Raw genomic sequence first — 16,589 nt, 5'->3', positions numbered from 1 at the left:
CTTGGTTGATGATTTCAGGTAGGCTTCAGCTTCGTACTTACCTAGTGGTCGGCTACGTTTGTACCTTGCAGGTTGCCACTTGGCTTTTGTATTGTTTCGCTTTATGCTTGCTCACCTCGTGTCTGCTTTCCAGTTGCTGTGCCGTTTTCGGTGGCGGCTGGTACTGCCGTTGGTATTTTTGGCAGGCATGGCGCAGGCGCAGGATCCGCAGCCATCCGTGCCTGATACAGTGCTAACCCCGCTCGAAACCCGCCCCGACTCCCTACGGCGGCGCTTCGATGAGGAGCGTATTCTCACGGGTCTGCAAGCGTATGCCAAGCGTAAAACCATTGCCGGCAAGGCGGTGGCGGCGCTGTTCAACTTCACGGCCCGCGCTGAGGAGCGGGCCGGCCTCGATGCTACCCTGCTCGACCGCCAATACAGCCAGCACAACTATAAGATTGTGCGCAGCATCAACATTACTACCCTCGACGCCTTTGGTTACAGCATCAATAACCCCGACCGCAAGCCAAATAACTTTCTCGAAAAGGGCGGCAATGTGTTTCACATACGCACAGCCCCCTCACGGGTGCGCCAACTGCTATTATTTCGGGTGGGTGAAGAACTTGAGCCCCAGGAACTTAGTGAAACTGAACGTTTGCTGCGCCAGACGGGGGAGTTGCTAGATGCCCGCGTATTCGTGAATGAGGCTACCACCACGCCCGACAGCGTAGACGTGCAGATTATTACCAAGGATGTATTTAGTCTGAGCGGCTCGCTTCAGATTCGCGATGTAGATGCGGCCGTCATTGGGCTGAACGATGTAAACTTTATGGGGCTGGGCCACCAGTTCCGGAATCGCTACGAATATGGCCGCGCCAGCCCCCAGCCCTGGCGCTACCGGGGCAGCTACCTAGTGCCTTTTCGCAACTTCGTCAATGCGCAGGTGCGCTACCGCAATGAGTACGAAAACAAGGAGATAGGCGCCTACGTGGCCCGCGACTTTGTTTCTATTAATACCCAGTATGCTGGTGCGGTGGCGCTCGATTTCTACGATCGGCTAATTCAACTGCCACAATTGCCCCCCATCGATCCGTTTCGCTTGGAGCGGCTGCGCTACAGCACCCGCGATATATGGCTGGGGCGTGCCTTACGCCTCAAAAGTTACGATCTGGGTTATGAGAATCCGGCCCGTTTTGTCGTTTCCGCGCGCTTTCTGAATACGACCTATGGCGAGCGGCCCATCAAGGACTATGCAGACGCGAGCCTTTTTCTGGGCACTATCGGCTATAGCGTTCGGCGCTACTATAAGGACAAATATCTCTTCGGCTTCGGTCGTACCGAGGACGTCCCGACGGGCACGTTGCTCAGCCTTACCGCCGGCTACGAATTGAACGAACTGGGCAATCGGCGCTACTACGGCGTACGAGCCGCTAGCGGCCTGTATAGCGTGCGGCGGGGTTACCTGTATCTGAGCGGGGAGTTCGGGACCTTCGTGCGCCAGCGCGACCGAGACTGGCAGCAAGGCCTCCTAAGCACGCAGGCCCTGTATTTTACGCGCCTTTATACTACAGGCAACTATCAGTGGCGACATTTTCTGTGGAACCGCATGGACCTGGGCTTCGACCGGCGTCCCGGCGAGCAGCTTTTGTCCATTGAGGGCGAACGGGGCCTGCGCGGCTTCCGCTCCGATGGCACCCTGCGCGGCACCAGTCGCTTTGTGCTCAACTATGAAGCTACCATGTACACGCCCGTTTCCTTCCTAGGCTTCCGCTTAGCTGGCGTAGCTTTCGCCGATGCTGCCTGGCTGGCCACTACTCCCGGTCGCGACTCTCCATTTCTCGACAAGCCATTTACCGGTTTCGGCCTAGGCTTGCGTTTTCGCAACGAGTACACGGCGCTCCGCACCATCCAGATTTTGTTTGGCTTCTATCCGCGGGGCCAGCTGACCAATAATGGCTACCGGATCTTCGAGAATTCGGGGGCGTATTATGACTTCAGCGACTTCAACTTTACCCGCCCTGGTGTCGCGCCGTACCAGTGAGAAGGCCGCGGCTAGAACGTAATGGGTGAAGCATTTTGCCATCTACCCAACGCCTCGTCGTGGTGTATACGTAAGAGGCAGATACACCCGAGCGAAATTTGCCCCCCAGGCTTCAGTACCTTTGGCTTCCTACCATAATTCACCCAAAAGTCCATCCCATGCTTGCCCTCGGCGACTATAACGAACTTGAAGTAGCCCGCGCCGTGGATTTCGGCCTGTATCTGACCTCCGACGACGGCGACTTGCTGTTGCCCATTAAGTACGTGCCTGAAGGCACCCAAATCGGTGACCGGCTGCGCGTGTTTGTGTACCGCGACTCCGAAGACCGCCTCATTGCCACCACGTTAGAGCCGCTGGCGCGGGTAGGTGAGTTTGCGGCCCTCACCGTTAAGGACGTATCATCCAACGGCGCTTTTCTTGAGTGGGGCCTCGAAAAAGACCTTTTTCTCCCCTACCGCAATCAGCGCCAGGCCTTGCGCGTCGGGCAGCGCGCTACCGTCTATGTTTACCTCGATGAGAACTCCGACCGTATTGTGGCCTCGTCCAAGTGGGAGAAGTATCTGCCGCAGGCAGAGTTTCCGGGCCAGGCTGGCGACCAGGTAGAGCTATTTGTTGCCCAAGACACGGACTTAGGCTACACGGTTATCGTGAATGGCGCTTACCTCGGTCTGTTGTATCATAATGAAGTATTTCGCCCTCTGCGCTTAGGCGACAAGCCTACTGGTTACGTGCGCCAGATCAGGCCTGATGGCAAGCTAGATGTGAGTCTGCAGAAAGTAGGCTACGACGAAGCGCTCGACGCCACCGAAACCATTCTCACGGCCCTGCGTGCCAACGGCGGCGCCCTGCCCTTGTCCGACAAAAGCGAGCCTGACGACATTTACCGCCGCCTGGGCATGAGCAAGAAAGTATTCAAAAAAGCGCTCGGCACACTTTATAAGCGCGGCCTGGTGCAACTAGCACCCGACGAAACCCGACTACTAGGGCAGGAATAAATAGCCAATGCAAGCCCTCATCTAATAACTTGACTATCAACAGAAAGGACGTACGACGCGTCGTTTTCGTTGCGATGTTTGTTAGCTTCATTGCCCTTCATTGGTATTTATCGTAGAAGGACCTCTGCTGCCCTTCTGTCTGCTCTCGTGCTTGCAATCACCTTATGACACCTCAAAAAACTGCTCTCATCGCCGGTGCCAGCGGCTTGGTCGGCAGCCAGCTCCTTACGTTGCTGCTAGCCTCTGAGCGCTACGCCAAAGTCATTGTGATAGGTCGGCGCCCCCTGCCCCAGGTGCACCCCAAACTAGAGCAGCGCATATTCGAACTTGATGACTTGGATCAGCACCGTCTTGGGCTAATTGCCGATGATGTATACTGCTGCTTGGGTACCACCATGCGGCAAGCGGGCTCAAAAGAGGCATTTTATAAGGTCGACTACCTGTACGTAGTAAAGCTTGCGGCTCTTACGGCCGGTAACTTTGCGGCGCAGTTTTTAGTGGTCTCAGCGATGGGGGCCGACGCAAATTCGCGCATTTACTACAATCGGGTGAAGGGCGAGATGGAGCAGGCGGTGCGGCAAACGCCTTTTCGGGCCATCCACTTTTTTCGGCCTTCTTTATTGCTGGGCAACCGCACGGAAAAGCGCTTAGGCGAGCAGATTGGCGCCGTTTTGTTGAAAGCGCTGCGTCCGCTGATGGTAGGACCACTGCGTAAGTATCAGCCTGTTGAAGCAGTTACAGTTGCACGCGCGATGCTGCGCGCAGCCGAGGAAGACGGCGGCGGAATACGTGTGCATCTATCGGATGAAATTGCTCAGGCGCGCTAAAACCAATACGTGAGGATGAGTTCAGCACGGAGTTTGTGCTTTAGGGAGTCAGTTGACTTTTAACCCTAACATCTCAGTAATGAAGTTTTTGTACCGTCTTGTTTTATTACTCCTTCTAACGGCCCCGGCTGCCTACGCCCAGAAGGGCGGTTACACCACTGGTGTCGGTCTGCGTGCCGGCGGCTACTCTTCGGGCCTCACCGTAAAGCATTTTTTGAGCGGCAAGAACAATGTAGCCTTTGAGGGCTTGCTGACCAGAGAGTACGCTGCCCGCGGCGGCCGGCTGACCCTGCTGCTGGAAAAGCATCTGCCCGTGAGTGACATCAAGGGCCTACAATTTTACTATGGTGCTGGTGGCCACGTTGGTTCATACAACGGCCGCTACTACTTCTCCGATCGACGCTATTACGGCCGTAAAGGCAAGGACTATTACTACGTTTATTACGAGGAAGACCGCAATTACATCGCTTTTGGTGCCGACCTGATTTTGGGTCTGGAGTATAAATTGCCGGATCTGCCCTTCGTAGTAGGCGTGGACTACAAGCCATTCTTCGAAGTATTTGACGGATATACCGGTCTGTACTCGGATGCAGCCTTCAGCTTGCGCTTCGTTTTCTAAGCCAGCGAATCTCATTTAAAACACAAAAAGCCCCCCAGACAATGTCTGGGGGGCTTTTTGTGTTAGTCTAGCCGTCACTAGCGAATCCGGCCACGATCACGGCCGTAATAGCGACCATCACGAGCGGGCTGGCGGCCATCCTGGCGATAGTAGCCGGGCCGGGGCCGCACGACTACTGGGCGCGGCCGGTACGGCCGTACAATAACCGGCTGGCGCTCTACCACAACTACCCGCGATGGACGATGGTAATAAGGTCGTGGTCGATACCCGTAGTATGGGCGCGGCGGCGGGTAATAGGCCGGGCCGCTTGTTACCACAACGCCGGGTTGGGCCGAGGCCACGCAACCCGTTATAAGGGCCGCCGAGAACACCAGCGCTACCAGTACTACAGAGGATTTTATCAGCTTTTTCATAGTCTACAACCATAGGGCCTTGGTTCGGCTGCCATTGATAATTAGACACAGATTTTAGCGCAGAGTTTAATAAAGCATGGAAAAAATATCAGACACCTCTTCATCACAACAGCCTGGCAGCTAGTATCGTTATGAGCGTACCACATACATCATATGTACTTTCCAAAACCTGAGCTGGGGGGCTTTTTATGGTGTATCAACTCAGCCCATGGCAATAAAAAGCGCCCGCTGCTCTTTGGAGCAGCGGGCGCTTGCATGACTTCTTAAACGTCAAAACTCGACTACTTTTTTCCGTATTCGGTGTTCAGGCGCTTCAATACCGGAGCCGTTACGTCGAGGTCTTTGCGGCTATAGGCAATGGAGCCGCCAGGCTGCGCAATGAGAATAAACTGGTAGCCATTCTCTTTGCCATACTGCTCGATCAGCTTATTCACGCGGGTCAACACCTGCTGGCTCATTTTGGCTTCTTCCTCGGCTGCCTGGCGCTGAAGTTTCTGCTGCTCCTGGCCCACCTTCTGCTCCTGCTGCTGCAATTGCTGCTCGGTAGCAGCCCGTTGCTCGGGCGTGAGGCTGGCAGCTTGGGTCTGATATTTCTGCACGGCCGACTGGAAGTTGGTTATCAGCGTTTTGTTCTGCTGCTCCCAACCTTTAGCCTTTGCTTCGAAGTTGCGGCGCGCAACCTGCATGCCCTTGTAGCCATCGAGCAGTTTACTTGACTCTACGTAGCCGATTTTAACGGGCTCAGGTGCCGCCGCTACTACAGGCGCTGCGGCGGCAGCCGTTGTATCATCGGGGGCGGTGCTAGCGCTGTCAGAAGCAGTAGCTACGGCCGCGATTTTAGCCGCACTGGGTACACTGTCGGGCTTCTGGGCAAAGTGCAGGTAAAACAATACTGCCACGGCGACAACCAGGACCGCGTTGATGGCTAAAAGCAATGAATTCGTCTTCATTCAAAAAAATAGTAGCGGCCGACACCTCGTCGGCTCCTCAAAGAAACGCAGAAACCAGCAGGATCAGAAATTAAGCGCCAACGGCGTGTCTTGTGCTGCTTGGCTAATACCTGAGTCAGGCGCGTAAATGGGCGTTAAATCTGGTCGTCGTCCTCTTCCTTCGACTTAGGAGGCGGTTCCAACAAGTGGGGCCAATGCGATGTGCGGCTGGGGGGCAAATTATCAGGCCAGGCAATGTGTACCAGCGCATCGCCCTGATTCACGACCGGCATATGATTCAGGCCAATTACGTAGCCCGCCGTCGGCGTTTCGAGCCGCACGGTGCCTTCGCCATATGGGTCGGCTACGCTACCGTACACCTCCCCTTTTTCCAGGAACTGCCCATTCTGTACATGGCTCCGAAATAGACCCGCGAACTTAGCCCGCAGCCACGTATGTCGCCTACATACAACACTCGGCTGCAAGGGCGTAGCGGCCGTAGCCAGCATTCCCAAGTGTTGCAGTACCCGAAAAGTGCCGGCCATACCTAGCTCTATTCCGGCCTCATCGAGGCGCAACGATTCGCCGGTTTCGTACACAATAATGCGGCGCCCCTGCTGCATTGCCGCTTCGCGCAAGGAACCCGGCCGCAACGAGGCGTGCAAGGTAAACGGAGCCGCAAAAGCGGCAGCTAATGCATCGGTCTGATCGTCTTCGCCCAGCAGACAGCGGACTTGAGGCATGTTGGCCCGCGCCGCGCCACCCGTATGAAAATCGATGCCGTAGTCGATAAGCGGCATGATTTCACGCATAAAGCGGTGGGCAACTCTGCTAGCCAGCGACCCGCGCGGATTACCCGGAAAGCTGCGATTCACATCTTTGCCATCGGGCACCTCACGCGAGAAATTGAGAAAGCCGTAGATATTGAGGATAGGAATGGCGATGATAGTGCCGCGCAAAGGCTGCAGCAAATCGCGGCGCACCAAGCGGCGAATCGTTTCAATCCCATTTACCTCATCGCCATGCATACCAGCCATTAGCAGCACCGTTGGACCCGGTTCCTGCGCCCGATACACATATACAGGCACATCAATGACGGTACGGGAAGGCAGGCGCGAAATTACCAACCGTGTCAGCACCCGTTCGCCCGGCCTGATGACCAAGCCATTGATTAGCATGTCGGTGGGGCCGTAGGTATGAGGCAAAGGCTGAAGCGTTAAGAGTGGAACAAATACAGGTGTATTTCAAACCGTTTACCCTACTACATCAGGTTGGGTATCGGGCTGGGGGGCTTTTCTGGTCGTTTTTTTAGCGGAATCCTTACGCTTGCTATGCACTAGCGCCGCCGTGTATTCAATGATTTTGCCGGCAATATCTAGGCCGGTAGCCTTCTCAATACCTTCCAGCCCCGGCGACGAATTCACCTCCAATACCAACGGACCGCGCTTGCTCTGCAACATATCGACGCCAGCAATGCCCAAGCCCAGGGCTTTGGTAGCCAGCAAAGCGGCAGCTTTTTCGGCCCGGCTCAGCTTCACCAGCTTACCCGATCCGCCCCGGTGCAGGTTGGAGCGAAACTCGCCTTCCTTGCCTTGGCGCTTCATGGCACCCACCACTTCGCCATTCACCACAAATGCCCGCAGGTCGGCGCCTTTGCTTTCGGCAATAAACTCTTGCACAATGATGCGGGCCTTCAGGTTATGAAAGGCCTCGATCACCGATTGGGCAGCTTTCTCGGTCTCAGCCAGTACAACGCCAAGGCCTTGCGTACCTTCCAGAAGCTTGATAATCACCGGGGCGCCACCAACCTGCTTGATCATTTCGGGCACCTCATCGGAGTAGTTGGTGAAGGCGGTTTTGGGCATTCCTACCCCGGCCCGCGACAGAATCTGCATAGAGCGCAGCTTATCGCGGGAGCGCACAATAGCTTGACTATCGATGGCCGTGCGCACTTTCATCATCTCAAATTGCCGCACTACGGCCGTGCCGTAAAACGTAACCGAGGCGCCAATGCGCGGAATGATAGCATCGAAACCCGTCAGTTTTTTGCCTTCGTAAATTATACCTGGGTCGCCTTTCTCCAGCACCAGGTTGCAATGCAGATGGTCGACGACCACCGCCTCATAGCCGCGCAGCGTGGCTGCTTCGACAAGGCGCATGGTGGAGTACAGCCTCGGCTCGCGCGAGAGAATGGCCAGTTTCATTGGAAAGATAGGTCAGAGGTAAATGGGAGCGGAGGCAGGAAAACAGGGAAAAGCCTAATCAATTTGTTGCCGCGGATGTTTGGCCACGGCCTGACTTTTATACGACAAATGTAGGCGAGCCACATCAACTACCAGTTGTGCTTGACGCAATAAGACCCGCCCAATGAGCACGGGGTAGCGCATATCGGAGCGGTCGGACAGGGAAAACTCGGCGGTAATATCTTCGCCAAATAACTGAATAACTGTCTGAATAACATAGCGTTCTTGCACTTCTCCATTCGAGCTTTTGATGTCGCGCAGGGAAAACTCGGCGAACTGTAGCGGCCGGCCATTAAAATTTGGATGTGAGGGGTCGAGTAGCTGTACGCAGAGCAGCTCGCGGCCGTCGGGCAGGATTTCGATGTGAATATTGGAGCAGTGAATAGCGCCTGTATATGCCCCCGTATCTACTTTCGCTTCTACCCCACGCAACTTGAATTGTGGGAAATCAACCAACTCTCTTCGCCCTACTACTCGTTTCGGAACCCGCTGTTTTCTCATGGTAAAGGAAATATAAGGGAAGCCACTGGTTAGAAGCCAAGCTTCCCCGATTTAGGACGCTGATGACTTGCCTAAGGATAACGCTTAATCCTTTATCTACCATAGTTAAGTATAAAGCTGGGGGGCTTTTTAGCTTAAACCATTCATTCTTCCGTTCCCTCAAAACTCTCGTTATCCTAACCAGCATCTGTTTCCACGCTTCCTATGCATAACCAATCTTCCGAAGGCTTATGGCGTTCTCAAGCCCAATCATTTGGCCGCATTTTATTATACCAAGGTGACATTACTACTGTCGACACCGATGCGATTGTAAACGCTGCCAACTCTTCCCTACTCGGCGGAGGCGGTGTAGATGGCGCTATTCATCGCGCCGGCGGCCCTCAAATTTTAGAAGAATGCCGCCGCTTACGAGCTGGTCATTACGGTAAAGGCTTGCGCACAGGGGAAGCCGTCATTACCACGGGTGGCCGCTTACTTAGTAAGCATGTGATTCATACCGTGGGGCCAGTTTGGAACGGTGGGCACAAGCAGGAGCCGGAACTATTAGCCAACTGCTACCGCAACAGTCTTACTATTGCCGCCCGACATACTCTGGCAAACATCGCTTTTCCGGGAATTAGCACCGGAATTTATGGGTATCCCAAGCCCGAGGCTACTACCATTGCCGTGCGCGAGGTGCTAGCCTTTCTGGAATCCTATGAGCAGCCAGCGGAGGTTGTGTTTGTGGTGTTTGATGGGGAAACTAAGCTGCTGTATGAACGCGAACTAACAGCTAAGACGTCGGCGCAATAAATTCGGGATGACGACGCAGATATGCCGCTACGTCGTAAATAAGACCGGCATGGCCTGTGTCGAGGATAACCGTGCGCGCATGCTGCAATGAGCCAATAAAGCGTTGCAAACCAGCGTGCGGAATCACCCGGTCTTGTTTTCCCAGAAAAAAGGCAACCTGCACTTTATGCTCGTTCAGGATACGAGCCAAGTCTTTTAAGCTGAACACCAGCAGTCGAAATCCGACCCAGCTTCGGTACACGCGCAGACGCTTTTCGCGACTTTCGAGTTGCCATTCGGCAAAGCGTATCAGGTTGGTATCCACTACGCGGCGCTCCCCCAGCGCATTTAGGAAGCGCAGCAACCGCTGCGGGCGTAATACAGCCCGGCCCAGCACCCCGCGCATCCAGGGCGGATAAGTAGCCAGCGAGTACCAGAACTGTCGTTGGAGACCATCGGGCGCAATAAGCCAGATTTTCTCCACCCTACCAGGAAAATGCTCAACCGCTGTAAGCGCAAATTTGGCCCCCATACTGAAAGCCAGCAGGCTAAATTTCTCAATCTTATTATCGGTCAGAAATTCCTCCAACAGTTCGCCGAGGCGCGTTTTGGTTATCGGAGCATCTGCCTTAGCAAGCCGGCTATTGCCATGATAAAATAGATCGAATGAATAGATGGTGGCTCTATCGCCCAGCACGGCGGCTACACTGCGCCAGTGGCCTTCGCTTTGCCCGTAGCCGTGGAAAGCCAGCACCACTCGCGGGCCGGTGCCATAGGTCCGATAATGCAAAGTTGTTTTCACTGACTAATGCTAACCTTTTACGTTCTAAGATTAGCGTATACGGCGCTTAGGTGAAGTGTTGCTACTTCTTAATATCCCTCCGTCTGTTATCCTGACGCAGGAAGGACCTTCTCACCACAGCACGAGTCGTTGCTCGGCAAGTTGTTCGGGTGTGATAAGGTCCTTCGCGCTGCTCACGATGACAGACGGGAGGACTTATAATTACTGGCTTAGTGCTTTTAAAGCCGCGAAACGCCCCCCGACACCACAAATTTCATGACCTCACTGCTGGGCAGCTCCAGGAAAGTGACATTCTCCTTGGGCACTAAAAATAGCTCGCCGGAGAAGTTGTAAGAGTGTGGGCAGTAAACAGCTACTAAGTCGGGGCGGTTAGCGGGCTCCATGTTCTCCTGCGTTACAAACCCCATTTTGAAAATCTTGGCTTCGGGGTTAACACACATGACGACAGGGCAATTGAACTTCTGATTATCGCCTACAAATGCATCAAACAGATCTTTGAGGCTGGAGTAAATAATGCTCACCAGAGGCGTGCGGTGCAGCACTCGCTCAGCAATAATGAGGAAGGGCCGCACCATAAACGACTTGGCAATGAACCCTACTACAGTTAGTAGTACAATAGCCGTCAGCAAGCCAATGCCGGGGGGCACATTATCCATACGAAACAAACTATCGAGCCACCGGATAGTAGCAAACAGAATGTAGATGGTGAGGCCAACCGGCGCCACAATCAGGAAGCCGTTGAGGAAGTAATTGAAGAGTTTGCGCATACGGCAGCAGAGGTAAACAAAAATGCCCGACCAGAAACCGGTCGGGCAAATAACGATGATGTTAAACAGAAATCCGTGCGGGACTATACTGCCTCCAAAGCTACCTGGGCAATACGATCGGCGACACGCTGCATCAGCCACATAGGCGTGCTGGTAGCGCCACAAATCCCGACAGAATTGGCCCCCACAAACCAATCATCATTAAGATCTTGGTCGTTTTCCACGAAGTAGCTGCGTTCATTCGTCTGGTTAACTACCGAAAACAGGGCCTTGCCATTGGAGCTTTTGCGTCCACTCACAAACACGATGATATCGTGCTCTATGGCAAACTTTGCCAGCGCGGGCTCGCGGTTACTTACCTGGCGGCAGATGCTGTCGTTAGCATCGAAGCTATCCAAGCTGCCACCGGCTGCGGCAATGCGATCCTCAATCAACTGCTTCATGCGGTAGAAGCCGGCGGTGCTTTTCGTCGTTTGACTAAACAGCGTGACGGGGCGGGCAAAGTCGATTTGGTCGAGGTCGGCTTCGGTCATCACGATTAGGGCGCGATTGCCGGTTTGGCCAGCTAGGCCAGTAACTTCGGCATGGCCCGGCTGCCCGTAGATGACAATCTGGCCTTCGTGCCGCCGACTTACGTCGTAGGCGTGCTTCACACGGTTTTGCAGCTTGAGCACCACGGGGCATGAAGCATCGATCAGTTCCAGGTTATTGCGCAATGCCAGTTCATAGGTCTCCGGTGGCTCCCCGTGGGCGCGTATCAGTACTTTGCTATCGTGTATCTGCTGAAGCTCTTCGCGGTCGATGATGCGCAGGCCGCGCTGGTGCAGGCGCTCCACTTCCATGCGGTTGTGGACAATATCGCCTAAGCAGTATAAAGTTGATTCGTTCTCCAGCTCATCCTCAGCCATCTGAATGGCGAACTCAACGCCAAAACAATAGCCGGAATTTTTATCGATAGTGATGTTCATGACAGGGAAAATATTTCGGCAGTTGTAGCTGCAACTTTAGTGCCCTAACTGGCCGCCGACAGCGCCAGACCTTGTTCATCTTTTTGGCATTTACCCGAGTAAACTCATGCGTAATACGAAGATCAGCACAAAAAAATGCCCCCCAAAACGATATAGTTTTCCCTAACGTGACTTACAGGCCCACGGAGCCCTTATTACCTCAATACCTTTTAGGTATGATGGATCGTGGGGGGCATTTTTTCGTCATTGGGCACGGCTAAGTCGCCAACTGCGGCTAACGAAAATAGCGCAGCTGATACGCGCTCCAACACGAAATCTACCTGCTCATCAATGGTGATATGCGTGGTATCGAGCATGATGGCATCGGTAGCACGCCGCAGTGGGCTTTCGGCGCGGGTCGAGTCAATGTGGTCGCGCTTGGTGAGGTTGTCGATAATAGCCTCCACTTCCACATGCTCCCCATTCATAGCCAACTCCTCCTGCCGACGTAGCGCCCGCACGCGGGTTTCGGCGGTCATAAACACCTTTACTTCCGCATCCGGGAACACCGTAGTACCAATGTCGCGGCCATCCATCACTACTCCGCGCTTGCGGCCCATGCGCTGCTGCTGACTGACCATGGCGTGGCGCACGGCTGGTATCACCGACACCTCACTTACGGAGTTAGAGATAACCATCTGACGAATTTCATCTTCGCGGATTTCGCCGTCCAGACACAATTCGTTTCGCCCTGTGCGGCGGTTGCGCTTAAAGGAGATGTGCATATCGTGCAGGGCCCGCTCGATACGGGGCAAATCGTCAAAAGCAATTTCGTGTTCGAGCAAATATAGGGTCACGGCCCGGTACATGGCGCCCGTGTCAATGTAGGCATACCCTAACTCGGCGGCTACGGCTTTGGCGGTGGTGCTTTTACCGCACGAAGAGTAGCCGTCGATGGCAATGACGATTTTTCTCATGGGGAAGTCGTTCGGCGCGGGGGCAAGGGGACGGGAATCCAAGTTCGACGACGTGGTGCGGCAGCCGCGGCTAAGCGGGTGGGCACAGAGTGGAAGAGTACCATTACGGACTCAACCGCACCATGCACCAATTGCCGCTCCACGTAGCTGAACGGATTGATAAAGGTACAACCAGCTATCTGTACGCCGACCAGCCCGGAGGCGTCGCGGTGCCAGTGGCCCCCAAAGCTACGGATTATGCACTCCCCCAAAAAGCACCCCAGCGCATTTACTACTCCGGGCATGGCTTCGTGTTCAATGCTAGTTCGCTCACGATCAATGAAATCGGTGAGCGTTGACACTGCTACTTCGTCAAAAGAAGGGATGTTTAAATTTTGCCGCACGGCTTCGGCGGCGCTTCGTAGTTCTTCCATTGTAGAAAAAACGCAGCATCCGGTAACTGACGCAAGCAAGGTTCAAAATGAAAACTACCGGATTAGTTAAGTTTTAAACTTACAACAGAAGAAAATAATATTTCAGGGAAAATATAGTAATTAAATCCAATTTTTGCGGACAGGTTCAGCCTCTAAACGTGCCGGAATCTGCTCGAAAAACGTCATCACTGAATCAGCCAAGCTATGCTTTAGCTGTTGCCCCACGCGATAAAAGGGATTTAGAAACAGCTTATCGCGCAAGCCAATGCCCGTAGTGCCATCCGGCCCAGTTGCCCACTCGCCCTGATAAGTTTGCGCGATGCACTCGCCCAGAAAGCAACCTAAAGCATTGATCACACCTTCCCGGCTCGCCTCAGGCAATTGTGCCCGTTGCCCTTCAATAAATTCGGAGAGGCGCTGCACACCGGCAGCATCAAAGCCATTGACCTGCAATTGTTCACGTACGGCATCAGCAGCGGCACGGAGGGCGGTGAGTGGGTTTTGCTCGGGGGGCATTTTTGGAATGACGTTAATTAGAGAGTAATCTATCGAGCATCCTTCATTCGTGGACGATGGTTCATGCTTTCTCAGTTGTTATTAAATACGACACTGTTGCTCAAAGGCTATTGACGGAAAATATTAGCTGCTTCCTCGTAGCTGACCTGCTCAATTTCCCTTTTAAATAGATATGCATAGATGATTCGCTTGAAATCATCCGGTCCGACCAACCCGGCTCGGATACGTTGGCATAGCAAGGGATTATCGACAAAAAGCGTCGATGCATGTTGTGCAAAGGCGCTTTGTTCATAGGGTAATCCTACAATAGCCGACTCAGGTGACATCCGTAGCAGCCAGATGTTCAAGTGCCCAACAGTATTGTGGCTCCGCATCAATTGATCATGCTGCAAGACTTGAATCCTTCCAGTGAGCATTACTCGAAAGAATTCTGCTTCACCGAATGGTTTTTCAGTTGGCGCGCCTACCATTGCTACCTGTCGCACCACAGCAAAGCTATCAGTTCCAATAGTGAATCCTTGCAAGTCAGCTGTTTGCAAGTTTATTGGATCGGCTTTTCCTTGCTCAACCTGAACAACGTTACGTTCCAAATCCTGCCATACACGTAATTTACCGCCGTGTCGAGACCCGTCTAGCAGCGTGTAGAAACCAGGCTTGAACTTACCTATGCTCGTTACTTGCATAAACCTAGCATGCCTCCCCTGACTGTGAGCAACAGTACCTGCTAGAAGTAGCACAACAACCAGCATCAATTTGCCGGCGATGCGCAAATGGCTCATTCGTATCAGCATTAGCAGTCGTGCGTAGGGCAGGGCATGCGGCCGCCTTTGCTTTGGCGCTTGAAGGCTTTGGTTTTCTTTTGCTGGGCTGTGCGCTGAGCGCAACCGACCATGGGAGCCACGGCAGAACCGGTCAGTACTGCGGCCAGCAGCAAGGTCATTATCTTTCTCACGAGACGAATTTGGCAGGGATAATTAACCAAATATAAGGTTCTTTACCCGTCCGCCGGCCTGGGGGGCAAATTCTCAACCCTCACCTTTCCTGCCTTATGCCCGCCGAATTCAACCTGCGCGCCAACGTTATTAACCTGTTTGCTAACACCATAACTCCGGCTACCATTTATGTGGCTGGGGGGCAAATTCAACGCATCGAACCTCTCTCCTCTCCCACTCCTGATCCAGCGTTGCCGTATGCACTGCCCGGGTTTGTGGATGCTCATGTGCACGTGGAAAGCTCCCTGCTCGTGCCCGCCGAGTTTGCCCGGTTGGCCGTGGTCCATGGCACCGTAGCTACCGTCTCCGACCCGCACGAAATCGGGAATGTGCTGGGAACAGCAGGTGTAGAGTATATGCTGGCGAGTGGGCGCACGGTGCCGTTCAAGTTTTGCTTCGGAGCCCCTTCCTGCGTTCCAGCTACGCCTTTCGAAACAGCCGGGGCTGTTATATCGGTTCAGGATATTGAACAGCTATTTCAAAACCCCGAAATCGGCTACCTAGCGGAGATGATGAACTGGCCCGGCGTGCTGCACAACGACCCCGACGTAGCGGCCAAAATAGGCTTAGCCCAGCGCTATGGTCGCCCCGTAGATGGTCACGCGCCCGGCCTGCGCGGCCAGGATGCTCAGCGCTACGCAGCGGCCGGCATCAGCACCGACCACGAGTGCTTTACCGCCAATGAAGCCCGCGACAAGTTGGCCGTGGGCATGAAGATTCTTATTCGGGAAGGCTCAGCGGCCCGCAATTTCGAAGCGCTGATTGACCTGCTACCGGAGCACTACGAGAACATGATGTTCTGCTCCGACGACAAGCACCCCGATACGCTAGTGCTAGGCCACATCAATCAGTTGGTACAACGGGCTGTAGCGCGGGGCCAGGACGTGCTGAAAGTGCTGCGCGTGGCTAGTCTGAACCCCGTGCTGCACTACAACCTGCCCGTAGGCTTGCTGCGCGAAGGTGATTCCGCCGACTTTATTGTGGTTGATAACCTGACTGATTTCCGGGTGCGCCAAACCTACGTGGGGGGCAAATTGGTAGCCGAAAACGGCGAAACGCTTATTCCGCCGGCTCCGGTAGCGGTGGTTAATAACTTCCACGCGCAGCCTTTTACGGCTGAAGATTTTCAATTGCCGGCGCCGCAAAAAGCCCTCCAGACACAGCCAACCGAAGTCCGCGTGATTGAGTGCTTCGACGGCCAGCTCATCACCGCCCGTCACGACTTACCTGCCCGCGTTGAAAATGGCCTTGTCGTACCCGACGTAGCGCACGACATACTCAAGCTCACGGTGGTAAACCGTTATGAAGCAGCGCCGCCAGCGGTAGCATTCATTACCGGCTTTGGTCTGAAGCGTGGCGCTTTAGCTTCCAGCGTCGGCCACGATTCGCACAACATTACCGCAGTTGGCACCGATGATGAGAGCATTGCCAAAGCCGTAAACCTGGTTATCGAAGCGAAAGGCGGGCTGGCGGCCGTGGGGGGCAAATCTGAAGAGATATTACTGCCCTTGCCCGTAGCCGGCCTCATGTCCGATAAGGACGGCTACCGCGTAGCCGAGGCGTACGCCGCCGTTGATGCATTAGCCAAAGAGCTAGGTTCGCCGCTCGCCGCGCCGTTTATGACATTGTCCTTCATGGCCTTGCTAGTAATCCCCAGCTTAAAGCTCAGCGACAAAGGCCTGTTTGATGGCGAAGCGTTTCAGTTCGTAGAGGCAGTGGTTTAAGTCTAACACATTATTAGACCGTCATGCAGAGCGGCAGCGAAGCGTCTCTCGTGCTGATGTTGCGATGCTAACTCAACGAAGCGAGCGAGATGCTTCCCTGCCGCTCTGCATGACGGTCTGTTGGTATAAA

At 54.2% G+C, this 16,589-nt stretch carries 19 protein-coding genes; 7 read left to right on the top strand and 12 right to left on the bottom strand.

Annotation, left to right across the window (positions count from 1 at the left end):
- Window positions 1–103 precede the first annotated feature (103 nt).
- The 4 genes from H8B13_RS09480 to H8B13_RS09465 all read left to right on the top strand — a co-directional run bounded on the left by H8B13_RS09480 (window position 104) and on the right by H8B13_RS09465 (window position 4,464).
- On the top strand, window positions 104–2,023 hold the full coding sequence (locus H8B13_RS09480; protein WP_187310563.1) for a hypothetical protein: 1,920 nt from the start codon (window positions 104–106) through the stop codon (window positions 2,021–2,023).
- A 158-nt stretch (window positions 2,024–2,181) separates the two neighbouring features.
- The gene (locus H8B13_RS09475) at window positions 2,182–3,018 is read left to right on the top strand and encodes a S1 RNA-binding domain-containing protein (protein ID WP_187310562.1); all 837 of its coding nucleotides are present in this window, start codon (window positions 2,182–2,184) and stop codon (window positions 3,016–3,018) included.
- Window positions 3,019–3,182: 164 nt separating this feature from the next.
- Window positions 3,183–3,845 carry an NAD-dependent epimerase/dehydratase family protein gene (locus H8B13_RS09470; RefSeq protein ID WP_187310561.1) on the top strand — a complete coding sequence of 221 codons (663 nt, stop codon included), beginning with the start codon at window positions 3,183–3,185 and terminating at the stop codon, window positions 3,843–3,845.
- Between the two features lie 79 nt (window positions 3,846–3,924).
- Entirely contained in the window at window positions 3,925–4,464 is a 540-nt protein-coding gene (locus H8B13_RS09465) for a hypothetical protein (protein ID WP_187310560.1), read from the top strand.
- A gap of 77 nt (window positions 4,465–4,541) precedes the next feature.
- Here the strand turns inward: H8B13_RS09465 and H8B13_RS09460 are convergent, their stop codons facing one another.
- From H8B13_RS09460 to H8B13_RS09440, 5 genes are all read right to left on the bottom strand, one after another.
- On the bottom strand, window positions 4,542–4,877 hold the full coding sequence (locus H8B13_RS09460; RefSeq protein WP_187310559.1) for a hypothetical protein: 336 nt from the start codon (window positions 4,875–4,877) through the stop codon (window positions 4,542–4,544).
- Between the two features lie 281 nt (window positions 4,878–5,158).
- Window positions 5,159–5,827 (bottom strand): OmpH family outer membrane protein, encoded by a 669-nt coding sequence (locus H8B13_RS09455; RefSeq protein WP_187310558.1) that lies wholly within the window; start codon window positions 5,825–5,827, stop codon window positions 5,159–5,161.
- Window positions 5,828–5,961: 134 nt separating this feature from the next.
- Complete coding sequence (locus tag H8B13_RS09450) at window positions 5,962–7,011, bottom strand: succinylglutamate desuccinylase/aspartoacylase family protein (protein WP_261990301.1); 1,050 nt, start codon at window positions 7,009–7,011, stop codon at window positions 5,962–5,964.
- A gap of 48 nt (window positions 7,012–7,059) precedes the next feature.
- Complete coding sequence (rimK, locus tag H8B13_RS09445; RefSeq protein ID WP_187310557.1) at window positions 7,060–8,010, bottom strand: 30S ribosomal protein S6--L-glutamate ligase; 951 nt, start codon at window positions 8,008–8,010, stop codon at window positions 7,060–7,062.
- 54 nt (window positions 8,011–8,064) lie between these two features.
- A complete protein-coding gene (locus H8B13_RS09440; RefSeq protein WP_187310556.1) occupies window positions 8,065–8,550 on the bottom strand; it encodes an ATP-dependent zinc protease in 486 nt (161 codons plus the stop codon).
- A 204-nt stretch (window positions 8,551–8,754) separates the two neighbouring features.
- Here H8B13_RS09440 and H8B13_RS09435 point away from each other — a divergent pair, with 204 nt between their 5' ends.
- Complete coding sequence (locus H8B13_RS09435; RefSeq protein ID WP_187310555.1) at window positions 8,755–9,342, top strand: O-acetyl-ADP-ribose deacetylase; 588 nt, start codon at window positions 8,755–8,757, stop codon at window positions 9,340–9,342.
- Here the strand turns inward: H8B13_RS09435 and H8B13_RS09430 are convergent.
- The 4 genes from H8B13_RS09430 to cmk form a co-directional block, all read right to left on the bottom strand.
- On the bottom strand, window positions 9,323–10,123 hold the full coding sequence (locus H8B13_RS09430) for an alpha/beta fold hydrolase (protein ID WP_187310554.1): 801 nt from the start codon (window positions 10,121–10,123) through the stop codon (window positions 9,323–9,325). The genes H8B13_RS09435 and H8B13_RS09430 overlap by 20 nt on opposite strands.
- A gap of 218 nt (window positions 10,124–10,341) precedes the next feature.
- On the bottom strand, window positions 10,342–10,890 hold the full coding sequence (locus H8B13_RS09425) for a DUF502 domain-containing protein (protein ID WP_187310553.1): 549 nt from the start codon (window positions 10,888–10,890) through the stop codon (window positions 10,342–10,344).
- 83 nt (window positions 10,891–10,973) lie between these two features.
- The gene (locus tag H8B13_RS09420; RefSeq protein WP_187310552.1) at window positions 10,974–11,858 is read right to left on the bottom strand and encodes a 4-hydroxy-3-methylbut-2-enyl diphosphate reductase; all 885 of its coding nucleotides are present in this window, start codon (window positions 11,856–11,858) and stop codon (window positions 10,974–10,976) included.
- Between the two features lie 209 nt (window positions 11,859–12,067).
- On the bottom strand, window positions 12,068–12,814 hold the full coding sequence (gene cmk / locus H8B13_RS09415; protein WP_187310551.1) for a (d)CMP kinase: 747 nt from the start codon (window positions 12,812–12,814) through the stop codon (window positions 12,068–12,070).
- An 89-nt stretch (window positions 12,815–12,903) separates the two neighbouring features.
- Between cmk and H8B13_RS09410 the strand changes: the two genes are divergently transcribed.
- Window positions 12,904–13,152 carry a hypothetical protein gene (locus H8B13_RS09410; protein WP_187310550.1) on the top strand — a complete coding sequence of 83 codons (249 nt, stop codon included), beginning with the start codon at window positions 12,904–12,906 and terminating at the stop codon, window positions 13,150–13,152.
- A 195-nt stretch (window positions 13,153–13,347) separates the two neighbouring features.
- Here the strand turns inward: H8B13_RS09410 and H8B13_RS09405 are convergent, their stop codons facing one another.
- The 3 genes from H8B13_RS09405 to H8B13_RS09395 all read right to left on the bottom strand — a co-directional run bounded on the left by H8B13_RS09405 (window position 13,348) and on the right by H8B13_RS09395 (window position 14,695).
- Window positions 13,348–13,743 carry a hypothetical protein gene (locus H8B13_RS09405; RefSeq protein WP_187310549.1) on the bottom strand — a complete coding sequence of 132 codons (396 nt, stop codon included), beginning with the start codon at window positions 13,741–13,743 and terminating at the stop codon, window positions 13,348–13,350.
- A 107-nt stretch (window positions 13,744–13,850) separates the two neighbouring features.
- Entirely contained in the window at window positions 13,851–14,522 is a 672-nt protein-coding gene (locus H8B13_RS09400; RefSeq protein ID WP_187310548.1) for a hypothetical protein, read from the bottom strand.
- A gap of 11 nt (window positions 14,523–14,533) precedes the next feature.
- Window positions 14,534–14,695 (bottom strand): hypothetical protein, encoded by a 162-nt coding sequence (locus H8B13_RS09395; protein WP_187310547.1) that lies wholly within the window; start codon window positions 14,693–14,695, stop codon window positions 14,534–14,536.
- Window positions 14,696–14,791: 96 nt separating this feature from the next.
- Here H8B13_RS09395 and ade point away from each other — a divergent pair, with 96 nt between their 5' ends.
- The gene (ade, locus tag H8B13_RS09390) at window positions 14,792–16,459 is read left to right on the top strand and encodes an adenine deaminase (RefSeq protein ID WP_187310546.1); all 1,668 of its coding nucleotides are present in this window, start codon (window positions 14,792–14,794) and stop codon (window positions 16,457–16,459) included.
- Window positions 16,460–16,589: the final 130 nt, after the last annotated feature.

The organism is Hymenobacter sp. BT188 (genome assembly GCF_014333585.1).
Classification (GTDB): domain Bacteria; phylum Bacteroidota; class Bacteroidia; order Cytophagales; family Hymenobacteraceae; genus Hymenobacter.
The sequence above is the reverse complement of the archived record's forward strand: the minus strand, read 5'-3'. Positions and strand labels throughout refer to the sequence as shown.

Bases quoted from the DNA above. Each gene is read 5' to 3' on its own strand.
- H8B13_RS09480 (WP_187310563.1), top strand. From the start codon at position 104: ATGCTTGCTCACCTCGTGTCTGCTTTCCAGTTGCTGTGCCGTTTTCGG.
- H8B13_RS09475 (WP_187310562.1), top strand. From the start codon at position 2,182: ATGCTTGCCCTCGGCGACTATAACGAACTTGAAGTAGCCCGCGCCGTG.
- H8B13_RS09470 (WP_187310561.1), top strand. From the start codon at position 3,183: ATGACACCTCAAAAAACTGCTCTCATCGCCGGTGCCAGCGGCTTGGTC.
- H8B13_RS09465 (WP_187310560.1), top strand. From the start codon at position 3,925: ATGAAGTTTTTGTACCGTCTTGTTTTATTACTCCTTCTAACGGCCCCG.
- H8B13_RS09460 (WP_187310559.1), bottom strand. From the start codon at position 4,877: ATGAAAAAGCTGATAAAATCCTCTGTAGTACTGGTAGCGCTGGTGTTC.
- H8B13_RS09455 (WP_187310558.1), bottom strand. From the start codon at position 5,827: ATGAAGACGAATTCATTGCTTTTAGCCATCAACGCGGTCCTGGTTGTC.
- rimK (WP_187310557.1), bottom strand. From the start codon at position 8,010: ATGAAACTGGCCATTCTCTCGCGCGAGCCGAGGCTGTACTCCACCATG.
- H8B13_RS09440 (WP_187310556.1), bottom strand. From the start codon at position 8,550: ATGAGAAAACAGCGGGTTCCGAAACGAGTAGTAGGGCGAAGAGAGTTG.
- H8B13_RS09435 (WP_187310555.1), top strand. From the start codon at position 8,755: ATGCATAACCAATCTTCCGAAGGCTTATGGCGTTCTCAAGCCCAATCA.
- H8B13_RS09425 (WP_187310553.1), bottom strand. From the start codon at position 10,890: ATGCGCAAACTCTTCAATTACTTCCTCAACGGCTTCCTGATTGTGGCG.
- H8B13_RS09420 (WP_187310552.1), bottom strand. From the start codon at position 11,858: ATGAACATCACTATCGATAAAAATTCCGGCTATTGTTTTGGCGTTGAG.
- cmk (WP_187310551.1), bottom strand. From the start codon at position 12,814: ATGAGAAAAATCGTCATTGCCATCGACGGCTACTCTTCGTGCGGTAAA.
- H8B13_RS09405 (WP_187310549.1), bottom strand. From the start codon at position 13,743: ATGCCCCCCGAGCAAAACCCACTCACCGCCCTCCGTGCCGCTGCTGAT.
- H8B13_RS09400 (WP_187310548.1), bottom strand. From the start codon at position 14,522: ATGAGCCATTTGCGCATCGCCGGCAAATTGATGCTGGTTGTTGTGCTA.
- ade (WP_187310546.1), top strand. From the start codon at position 14,792: ATGCCCGCCGAATTCAACCTGCGCGCCAACGTTATTAACCTGTTTGCT.